Annotated in this window: 2 protein-coding genes; both read right to left on the bottom strand. The window is 78.6% G+C overall.

Annotation, left to right across the window (positions count from 1 at the left end):
• The coding region (locus LLG88_03460; protein MCE5245965.1) for a DNA polymerase Y family protein at window positions 1–1,111 on the bottom strand (1,111 nt) is incomplete at its 3' end.
• A complete protein-coding gene (locus LLG88_03455; GenBank protein ID MCE5245964.1) occupies window positions 1,089–1,706 on the bottom strand; it encodes a recombinase A in 618 nt (205 codons plus the stop codon). The genes LLG88_03455 and LLG88_03460, both read right to left, overlap by 23 nt.
• Window positions 1,707–1,758: the final 52 nt, after the last annotated feature.

Genomic DNA, 1,758 nt, shown 5'->3' with positions numbered 1-1,758 from the left:
CCCCGAACTCGGCCCGCAGACGGGCCAGCGCCCGCTCCGCCGCCGCGACGTCGCGCCGCCCTTCCCCTTCCGGCAGCGCGGCCTGCTCCGCCTCGGCCGGCGCGGCGAGCGCCTCGAGGGCGAGTTCTTCGACCTTGCCGGGAAGCTCCGCCCCCTCGAGGCGCAGCCGCAGCAGTTCGGCGAGCCGCGCCGCGTCGCGCGTCGGCCGCGCCGGACGCAGCTCGTCCGCCCGCTCGCCGCCGACCTCCAGGCGAAGCGTCAGCCGCAGCCCGCAGGCCGCGAGGCCCCGCGCGGCGAGACGCTCGACGAGCGCGTCGAGGGCGCGGCGCAGGTAGAGCAGCAGCCGCTCGCGGTCCCCTTCGGGATAGCCGAGCTCGAACGATTCGACGAACCGTTCCTCGGGCAGGCGCGGCTGGAGCGGCGCCCACGCCGCGCCGGAGGCGAGGCGATGGAGACGCGAGGCGGCGTCGCCGTAGCGTTCGTGGAGCGCCCCTTCGGGCAGCTCGAGGAAGGCGCCGAGCGTCCGCACGCCCAAACGCTCCAGCTCGTCGCGCAATTCCGGGTCAAGCCCCAGCCGCGCCAGCGGCACGGCGCGCGCCGCGCGCTGCTCCGATTCCGGATCGCGGAAGACGGCGAGTTCGACGCCGGCGTCGGCGGCGACGGCGTAGGCGCCGTAGCGGGTGAAGCCGACGACGACGCGGCAGGCGAAGCCGAGATCGAGCACCGCCCGGCGGACGTCGCGGCCCCACGCGCTGGCCGAGCCGAAGAGGCCGCCCAGCCCGTCGCCGTCGAGCCAGAAGACGCCCGGCTCGTCGGGGGACGGTTCGACGCCGGGGGTGAAGTCGCGCAGGCGGCGGGCGATCCGCGCCGTCGCGGCTTCGACTTCGTCCGCCTCGACGACGCCGGCGCGCAGCGTGCGGCAGAGGGCCAACGCCGCGGCGTGGCGCTGGCCGGGGAGGATGCCGCGGCGGCGCGCGGCCTCGTTGACCCACAGCACGCGGGCCAACGGCGCGTCCTCGGCGACGACCGCCGCCGGGCCGTCGTCCCCCGTGCGCCGCAGCAGGAGCTGCAGCGGCAGCGACGGGACGTCAACGCAGCCCCACCGGCCCACGGCGAATCTCCTCGTGCGCCCAGCCCGGCCCGCGGCGCTTGTCCTTGAGCGCTTCGGCGCGGCAGACGAACCGTCCCGGGCCGGCCTCGGCGCGCCGCGCGGCGCAGCGGAGGCCGACGAGCGGCGTGAGGGACGGCGCGCCTTCCGCCGCCTCGGCGAGAAAGACGACCGCCGCGTCGTGCTTGCGGGCCAGACCGGCCAGCCGGGTGGCCAGCGGCGCGGGGAGCTCCCCCGCGGCGCCGACGACGTCCACGACGACCAAGCCGAAGCCGCCGGAGCGGAGCAGCGTGTCGGCGGCGCGGGCGGCGGCGGCGAGGCCGGGGACGAAGACCACCGGCAGCGCCTCGAGCCGGACGCCGCAGGCGGCGGCGTCGGGGGGATAGAACGAGCCGGCGCCCGCCGCGACCCACGCCGCCGGCTCGCCGCGCCGCTGGGCCTCCCGGACCAGCCCGAAGGCCAGCGACAGCCGCGCCGCGCCGCCGAGCGCCGCCAATTCGGCGATCCGCCCGGCGAACGATTCCCAGCCCCACGCGTCCGCCGCCGGCCGGGGGGCGGCCGCGGGGACAAGCGGGGACGACGCGGGAACGGGAACCATCGGCCCTCCGCGGAGCGGGGTGCGAGGCGCGGATGCGGCCCGATTGCCGCCC

The sequence above is a fragment of the bacterium genome, assembly GCA_021372775.1.
Taxonomy (GTDB): domain Bacteria; phylum Acidobacteriota; class Polarisedimenticolia; order J045; family J045; genus JAJFTU01.
This window is presented reverse-complemented; position numbering and strand designations above follow the sequence as displayed.

Coding starts and splice junctions, on each gene's coding strand:
- LLG88_03455 (MCE5245964.1), bottom strand. CDS start 1,706: ATGGTTCCCGTTCCCGCGTCGTCCCCGCTTGTCCCCGCGGCCGCCCCC.